The sequence below is a fragment of the Paenibacillus sp. NPDC056933 genome (genome assembly GCF_042674385.1).
GTDB lineage: Bacteria > Bacillota > Bacilli > Paenibacillales > Paenibacillaceae > Paenibacillus.
In genome coordinates, this window is record NZ_JBHUQN010000010.1 from 61,398 (window position 1) to 68,986 (window position 7,589).

At 46.1% G+C, this 7,589-nt stretch carries 8 protein-coding genes and 1 rRNA gene; 1 reads left to right on the forward strand and 8 read right to left on the reverse strand.

The annotated features are described in order from the left end of the window. Window positions 1-100: 100 nt before the first annotated feature. The 6 genes from ACFTRD_RS31370 to ACFTRD_RS31395 all read right to left on the reverse strand — a co-directional run bounded on the left by ACFTRD_RS31370 (window position 101) and on the right by ACFTRD_RS31395 (window position 5,029). Window positions 101-430: a cyclic-di-AMP receptor gene (locus ACFTRD_RS31370; protein WP_017691391.1), complete on the reverse strand. Its 330-nt coding sequence runs from the start codon at window positions 428-430 to the stop codon at window positions 101-103. 61 nt (window positions 431-491) lie between these two features. Further along, complete coding sequence (gene tmk, locus ACFTRD_RS31375) at window positions 492-1,139, reverse strand: dTMP kinase (protein ID WP_379386852.1); 648 nt, start codon at window positions 1,137-1,139, stop codon at window positions 492-494. Window positions 1,140-1,364: 225 nt separating this feature from the next. Continuing rightward, window positions 1,365-2,057, reverse strand: coding sequence for an LrgB family protein (locus ACFTRD_RS31380; RefSeq protein ID WP_379386854.1), 693 nt, complete (start codon window positions 2,055-2,057; stop codon window positions 1,365-1,367). Then, a complete protein-coding gene (locus ACFTRD_RS31385; protein WP_379386856.1) occupies window positions 2,027-2,455 on the reverse strand; it encodes a CidA/LrgA family protein in 429 nt (142 codons plus the stop codon). Before ACFTRD_RS31385 ends, ACFTRD_RS31380 begins: the two co-directional genes overlap by 31 nt. Before the next feature lie 220 nt (window positions 2,456-2,675). Then, window positions 2,676-4,502, reverse strand: coding sequence for an aminotransferase class I/II-fold pyridoxal phosphate-dependent enzyme (locus ACFTRD_RS31390; RefSeq protein WP_379386858.1), 1,827 nt, complete (start codon window positions 4,500-4,502; stop codon window positions 2,676-2,678). A 341-nt stretch (window positions 4,503-4,843) separates the two neighbouring features. After that, entirely contained in the window at window positions 4,844-5,029 is a 186-nt protein-coding gene (locus ACFTRD_RS31395) for a sigma factor G inhibitor Gin (RefSeq protein ID WP_192272204.1), read from the reverse strand. A 601-nt stretch (window positions 5,030-5,630) separates the two neighbouring features. Here ACFTRD_RS31395 and ACFTRD_RS31400 point away from each other — a divergent pair. Next, the gene (locus ACFTRD_RS31400) at window positions 5,631-6,155 is read left to right on the forward strand and encodes a hypothetical protein (RefSeq protein ID WP_379386861.1); all 525 of its coding nucleotides are present in this window, start codon (window positions 5,631-5,633) and stop codon (window positions 6,153-6,155) included. Between the two features lie 604 nt (window positions 6,156-6,759). Here the strand turns inward: ACFTRD_RS31400 and ACFTRD_RS31405 are convergent. Together ACFTRD_RS31405 and rrf are read right to left on the reverse strand one after the other, a co-directional pair. After that, on the reverse strand, window positions 6,760-7,197 hold the full coding sequence (locus ACFTRD_RS31405) for a hypothetical protein (RefSeq protein WP_379386863.1): 438 nt from the start codon (window positions 7,195-7,197) through the stop codon (window positions 6,760-6,762). Between the two features lie 300 nt (window positions 7,198-7,497). Then, a 5S ribosomal RNA gene (rrf, locus tag ACFTRD_RS31410) occupies window positions 7,498-7,589 on the reverse strand; the annotation flags it as partial.

Here is a 7,589-nt window from a genome sequence, read left to right on the forward strand (position 1 = left end):
CTCTCCCTTCTGGAAAAGTATCTTCCGGACAGAGAGCGCCGATTCTTTGGATTAAGAAGGACGCATCAATACGTCGCAAAGGACTGGGGATAAACCGAGTTTAGAAGTGTTCGAAACGATCTACCGGAAGAACAAATACGGTAGCTCCGCCTACTTGAACTTCGACAGGCAGCGGCAGGTAAGAGTCGGTTGTTCCACTCATCGGAGTGACCGGCGTCACGAGCTGTTCACGAACCTTACAGCTGCTGCGAATGACGTTCATTACGGACTCGACCTGACCATCATCTACACCGATCATAAACGTCGTGTTGCCTGCCTTCAAAAATCCACCGGTACTGGCCAATTTCGTAGCCCGAAAGTTCGCTTTGACCAATGCGCTGGATAATCGGTTGCTGTCTTTATCCTGTATAATCGCAACAATCAGTTTCATCCTGCATAACCTCCTTTAGAATAAGCATCTTGTGAAATGCCCCTGTCTATATATTAGACAATTACTCGTCAAAATCCTTCAAAATCTCTGTCTCCAGCGACAAAATCATTGCTGCCAAAACCTCTTCCGGCGTTTGGGAAGCATCGATGACCTTAATCCGTTCCGGAAACTGTTCCTTTAGTAGAAAATAGCCCTCACGTACTTTGCGGTGGAACTCCAGGCTTTCGAGATCGAGACGATTAACCTCACGTCCATCATGAGCATCAATTCGGGCAAGACCTGCTTCCGGCTCAATATCCAGATAAAGTGTGACGTCTGGCATCAGTTCACCTATCGCAAACCGATTGATAGCCCACACATTCTCCATGCCAAGTCCACGAGCATAGCCTTGATAGGTCAAACTGCTGTCGACAAAGCGGTCACAGATGACTGTCTTGCCTGCCTTCAATGCAGGCTCGACCTTTTCAGCAAGATGCTGGCTGCGTGCAGCTGCATAAAGTAGTGCTTCGGTTCGTGCATCCATTTCCGTATGGAGAGGATTCAGGATGATGGCACGTATTTTCTCAGCAATCTCGATCCCTCCAGGTTCCCGAGTAACTACGTAAGGTATACCCTGTTCTTCAAAGTAAGAACCTAATTGGCTAATCATCGTTGTTTTGCCGGACCCCTCTCCCCCTTCCAACGTAATGAATTTACCTCTGCCCTGCATATGCTTCCCTGCTTTCTATATCGATAATTGCTTCTTATTGTGCTGCGATAAATACAGCCTCGATCCTCTCCTACTCCAGACTATGAAATAGCCAGCCTAGAGGTGTATATTCACGACTACCGGATTAGGTGGTTTGAGTATAGTACAAGCTTCTTTCTATAATACCATACATGATCCTGCGTTAGCGGTCAGCTATTCTCCAATATTTTCGAGAAGTCGACCTGATCAACCGTAAATAATCCATACCCATAACGGGAGCATGATAGAGCCAGCAATGGCGCTGACGATCATGGATACAGAGCTCAATGCGACTGCATTCTCCCCATACTCAAAGGATCTTGCCATCCCCAGTGCATGGGAAGCCGAACCAAGTCCGATCCCATAGGCATTTCTGCTGTTTACTCTGGACCACTTCATGATCATTGGCCCCAATAATATCCCCGAAAAACCAGCAATCATCACAAATAGTGAAGTGAAGGATGAATTCCCTCCCACCTGATCAGCAAGTTGAATGGCAACAGGCGTAGTGATGGATTTAGGCAATAATGCGATAACGATATCTTGCGGGTAACCCAACAATAGCGATATAGCAGCACCTGTTGACATGCCAACGACACTTCCACCCAAGGTGCCGCCCAAAATTGGGATCATATTTCGCTTCAGTACATCCAGGTGTTTTGCCAAAGGAAATGCCAGGGAAACTACAGCGGGTCCCAACAGCTCCTGTATCCATTTACCGCCGAGCATATACGTATCCAGCGATATACCGGAAAGCAGCAGGATCAGTACAATTACAGCCGTTGCCGTTAATACGGGCATAAGAATCGGCCATTTCATTCTTCTGTATAGACGAGTCGCTGGAATATATATAGCCAGTGTCAGGGCAATCATTCCAATTCCGAGGATGAGTGTGAGCATGGGATCTCCTCCTTCTTGCCTTGATGCATCGATCTCCACGCCATAAGCCATTCACTGATTTTCGCAGACAACAGACAGGTAACTAATGTACTAACGATTAACCCCAGAACAAGCAGCACGGTATTGGCTCTAAAAAAATCAAAATGATTGATAATGCCCACTGTAGGAGGGATAAATAATAACTGCAAATTCGATTGAAGCCAGGACGAGCCCTCTTCTCCCCAGCTTACTCTGATCCATCCCAGTTGAATGACGATGAATAAAAGCACCATGCCCACAATACTACCTGTTAAAGGCAGATGCAGTATGGCCTGAAGCAGGTTTCCTATCCAATAAAAGCCGTACATCAATAGGACTTGCAGGACGATTCCCGTATATTTTTTTAGCCGAATATCCAAAGTTTGTTCCCTTCTTTCTTATGTCCAGCCAGCAATGATGTCTTAAACTCGCTTGAGCATTTTGCATAAACCAAAGAATGTATTTCAATCAACCAGTTATAGATCCGAATGCTCCTATTCGTCTATACGTGGTACCCATGAGTGAATTAAATCGAATTAAGCAAGGTGCCGGTTTTAATGCCGGTTGACTCCTCAAGTTCTTCACCTATGCTAAACTCAATTATTCTCTAATGATTTTCAATGTTTGCAGCGAATTATCCGAAACGCCATGGAACCTTGCTCCTTCATCTCTTAGGAGCTTAATACGTGCTGTCATGGACGGGCTTATTCGCTCACCAGCGTACATAAGAGGTATGCCGGGCGGATACGGAATGACCATCTCCGCAGAGCGAAGACCTTCACATTTTTCAATGGAAACCTCTGCCGTATCCTCCTCCTTAATCGGCTGAAGTGAGAACGGGATAGGCTCCGAAAAAGGAGTTCCTTCTTGAAAATTGTTCCACGTGGAAATATAATTTTCGGAATCTTTTGTAAAACGTTGTGATTGCTCACCAAAAGATTGGTTCTGCTCCTGTACAAGGCTAATTTGCCTTAAAGCCTGCAACAGATGCTCGGCATCGCTGAGTGTCGAGCCCAGGCTAAAGAGCAGAACGACGTATCGTTCGTCGCTCATCTCGGGCACGCAGCCGCGCGCTTCCAGCTGCTGCTGCAGCCCGTAACCGCTCAGTACCCCTGTGCCGTCATAAATGACGGCCTTGAACGGGTCCTGAGCGGTATATCCCGCGGCTGAAGGCAACGCCGCCGCGGGCAGAGCTTCTGGCCGCCCCGCTACTGCGGCGGCCTCGAACTTGCCGCCAGTTGCCGGCTTCGCCCCGGCTGGCGGGTCCTGCTGCAGCAGCTCTGCGGGCTGCAGCAACTGAAAGCGCGGCAGCTCCGCTAGGCCGCGCTTAAATGCGTTCACGGCGGCAAGCCCCGCCGTGAACGTGTTTGCGCCCTGCACATGCAGCAGTCGGCGCGCCAGATCAAGCGAAGCCATCACCGGGTATGATGGGCTCGAGCTTTGCACCATGGCTAGACGCTGGCGCAGCAGGGACCGATTCATTCTCGGTCCCTGAACGTGCAGCATAGCTCCCATGGTGAAGGCAGACAGCATCTTGTGGGTCGACTGCACTACACCGTCTGCTCCGCAGGACAGTGCAGATGCAGGCAGCTCCGGATGCTGCCCATAATGTGCGCCATGCGCTTCGTCCACGAGCAGCGGCATGCCTGCCTCATGGCACACCTCCGCTATGGGCGTCAGATCAGCGCCCATACCATAATAATTGGGCAAAGTCACAAGGACTGCCTTTGCCTCAGGATAAGCCTGGACAGCAGCCTGTACCGTCTCCAGCGACGGCATTACCGCAAGTCCACTCGCAGGATCAACCCAAGGCTCGAGAAATACAGCTCTTGCGCCTGCCAGCATCAACCCGTGAATGACCGACTTGTGAACATTACGCTGTACTAATACGAGGCTGTTCGGTTCATTACACACGGTCAGAAGCAAAGATAAGTTACCCGCCGTGCTTCCCCCGACCAGGAAGAAGCTCTCCTCTGCTCCAAAACAATCCGCTGCCAGCTGCTGCGCCTCCAGTATAACCCCTTCTGGATGATGCAAGTCGTCCGTCCCCGAAATCTCCGTTACATCCAGCCGCATCATCTCCAAAAACGCACTAACCGGTACAACATCTGTTGCAGATCCCTCCGCTTCATCCCCTCCATGAATCGTCAGCCCCCCGGGTTCAATGCCTTGCCCTTGTTCCTTATCTTGTGGGGAGCACTTTTCTACTTCAGTAACAGACCGCTCCAAACGTTGCTCTAGGTCTGCCTCACCCTGATTTTGGTGATTGCCCACCGGTCCATCAGACTGATACGGGCCCCCTTGCTCTAGCAACCTTCGATAGACTTGTCCATTCTTATGCCCGGGTACATGAAAGGAACGCTGCCCTGAATCACGATACGTCAGCAACGCTTCATATAAAGGTGCGGTATTAGATTTATGCTCCATTAATAATCATCCTGTACTTTTATAATTTTAATACCGATCGTACAATGCTTACGATAACAAAAGCGACCTCTGCCTTTGCTGCTCTTTTCCCTCACAAAATGCTGTATCCGAAATTTGTAATGCTACGCTCTTTCCATTTCATTATATCAGGGATTGTCTACCCCATTAAAAATCAACATTCCTGCAGTGACACGACACTATTCCCTTTCGTCCCGCCACCAGAGTGCTTAACATTTCCATGTTTCCATCTCTAAACCTCTATACACACAGAAAAAGGCCCTTTGGGCCTCTATGCACATTGGTATGATCCAATGCAGTTCACTGATATGATTTAACGCTCGTTATGCGTTCTTTTGCACCCAAATCTGCTTCATTTGATGGATAAAATAATTGTACTTGGCATCCTGTGCATCCGTATGAACCATTTCAGATTCGCAAGCGTCACATATAAACTCAGATACAATAAAAATGCCTTCTCTTTTTGGCTGTTCGCAGATAATGCATGTGTGTTCGGCGTGTCCTTCCATCAACCATCCCACCTTGTTTTACGTATTACTATCAGTATTGCACAGTTTCTATTATTTTAAACCTTTTCATAGTGCTTTCTTTCTATAAAATATATATATTCCCCCACCCCTCTGTGGGTGTCTGTACCGAAACAAAACATAAGAAAAATGCCTACCTCTCTATATTTCAGCGGGACAGACTGCATTTAACCGCATTTCTTTCGCCGTATATCATAGCAGTAGCTCCATAGATTGTATCCTCTTCTACTATAAAAAACATCCATCCGCGTACTTCCTAAGTATTCTGCACTTAGATACCTTTTCTCCTGCGTTTACTGCCTCCCTCAACTTCTCTGAAATTTATATTCTATATTCTTAAAAAAACTTGGAAATTCAGCCGATATATAATACATCACGATTGGGAACCTGACATCCAGAGAGTTCAAAGGTATACTTGTATAAGATCACGCACCTACTCTATATATCTTGTACCTCAATCTGGGTGGACCCATAAGGTCATATATTGCACCCTCTCATCAGTGTGACATCCATTTCCTTATAAAATGTAAACGAATACCCTTTTACAAATGAACGTGATTCCAGAAGGAGGATTTGTAATCGTATGATCGCCGAACCGGAGAATAAAGCTACCTTTTATCAATACCGGCTTCTGAAAAAAAAGACCATTGCCCGCAGTGTGATCTTTAGCTACTTGAGTCTGCCTGTGATTATGCTTCTGTTTAACCTATTGGCATTCTCTTGGACCGGCCTCTTCTTTTTTGTTCTGGCAGGCCCAATTACACTGTGGATTCATTATGTCATCGCCAGAACCATATTACTGTTGGTGCGTACTTCCTATGCAAGGCGCTGGCGATGGAATCTCCATATGCCATGGTTCGGTTATATTCCAGACCAACATTTCAGCTATCGCATGTTTGTCCGTGTACACCTCAATATGAGCTGGATTGGACTATGTATCATTACCGTCTGTTTAATTTGGTCACCTCTGCCCTTCACCCTTTCATTGATATTCTGGCATCTGTGGCTGCTTGTCCCACGTCTATATGTTGTTCTTGTTCTTTCACGTGAACGCAAGGACGGGCTCATCAAATTAAACGAACAAGACGTCTCCTATTACCTGCAATAAACGTTTACTTCATGACCTATATCCAATGCACTTTTGACTCCGTAATACATAAATCGCTAAAGCTCATTCATACAGACTACAAAACGACCGCCCCACTTTACCGCAATTTTAGAAATACTGTATTATACTTCGAAAACTTAAAGGTTATCCACTGTGGATAACCTTTATTTGTTTTATCCCCCTCCCTCTTTATCCACAGCATGGGCATAGTTATAATGGTTATCCCCAAAATGATTTTCTACATTCTTCTTCACTAGATTGGAATTCCTCGATACCCACCTTCCTGCTATTAAATACGTAATAAGCCCTCACATCCTTCCCTTATGGCCTTTTCCCCTATAAGCTTAGTTCCAACTCTAAAGAGGCATGATTCGTCCTCTCAGGTGTCTTACATCGTATCGCTCCACCTCCTAAATGAGTTATGAATGGCTTGATATTACTCCTTAATCACATCGCCTCCCAGAACCAAATACTTTAACTTAATTGCCCAACTCCTTTCATACAAAGCAAGATACAAAAAAGCCCCCGATCATTATCGGGAGCTTGCTATATACGGACCATTACATTGTTAATTAGTCAATCACAACACCAATCCTAAAATCATTCAATCATCATCGTCAAGTGATTTCACTGTTGTTTGGGCAGCTTCACTTTTTGGGACCATCAGCGTAAAGAAACCATCATGTACAGCTAAATGTACAGTATGTCCTTCCTTAGCAAATACACGAAGGGAACTTGAGTCATTGGACGTACTCTTGGCTTTCTTTTCTGTCCAGCCCCAGCTTTTGATCTCGTCTAGATATACCTCAGGCAAGCTAGTACTCTCACTAATACCAGATAGCGTATATCGAACATAATCCATATCCGAATTGTTTTCAGACTGGTCAGATTTATTCGCCACTTTAGGAACCGGGAAACCCTTCTCGTTTACCGCTCCTTCATAAGATGTCCATGCAGATCCTGCTTCCCCGCATCCTACAAGCACACTCAACAGACTGAGCAAGAGAAACGAATGAAGAAGTAGTCTTCGCCAACTAATCACACACACCCTCCTTTTCACAGCTGCACATTCCAGCTCTGTGGTCAGGTACTTTTAGCATATTTAACATAGTCCTATTATACTGGTTTCGAATGCGTTTTCCGTAACAAAACTGTTACCTTCATTTCGAGACTTTTTTAACAAGTAGTCGCTCGCCCTCTTTAAAAGCTAATTTATCGGTATGCATCCATTTGCTTCAGTTTCCAAAGCCAGAATTTGATTCATATCCATCTAGCTATTTATTCATTCTTTCCTTATAAACAAATAAAAACCACCACCGAATAACATCGGCAGTGGTTCTTCGCTTGGCGGCGTCCTACTCTCCCAGGACCCTGCGGTCCAAGTACCATCGGCGCTAGAGGGCTTAACGGTCGTGTTCGGGATGGGTACGTGTG